The organism is Halorubrum sp. SP9 (assembly GCF_005435015.1).
Taxonomy (GTDB): domain Archaea; phylum Halobacteriota; class Halobacteria; order Halobacteriales; family Haloferacaceae; genus Halorubrum; species Halorubrum sodomense.
In genome coordinates, this window is sequence record NZ_SGXU01000501.1 from 1 (window position 1) to 355 (window position 355).

Genomic DNA, 355 nt, shown 5'->3' on the forward strand with positions numbered 1-355 from the left:
AGTCGAGTGAACCCGTGGTCAGAGGCGACGATCAGGGTGGTGTCGTCGTCGAGCGAGTCGCGGATCTCCCCGATGTAGCCGTCGAGCTTGCGGTAGAACTCGAGGAACTCGTCGGCGTACTCGCCGTCGGTCGCGTAGTCGCCGAAGAGGAAGTGGTTCACCCGGTCGGTGCTCATGAACACGCCGAAGAAGAGGTCCCAGTCGTCCTGGTCGAGGTAGTGGGAGAAGGCGTCGTAGCGGGCGTCGAGCGTCGCGTGCGCGTTCTCGATGAACTCCGTCTTGTCGTCGTCGTGGCCCAGTTTGGCGTTGACGTCGATCCGGTAGTCGAAGTCGTCGAGCGTCTCGCGGAGCTCTT

1 protein-coding gene is annotated in these 355 nt (G+C 62.8%); it reads right to left on the bottom strand.

Annotated features, from left to right (window positions below; all coding sequences use genetic code 11):
* Positions 1-355 (bottom strand): alkaline phosphatase family protein (locus EXE45_RS18380; RefSeq protein WP_199233715.1); only part of this gene is annotated, 355 nt, incomplete at both ends.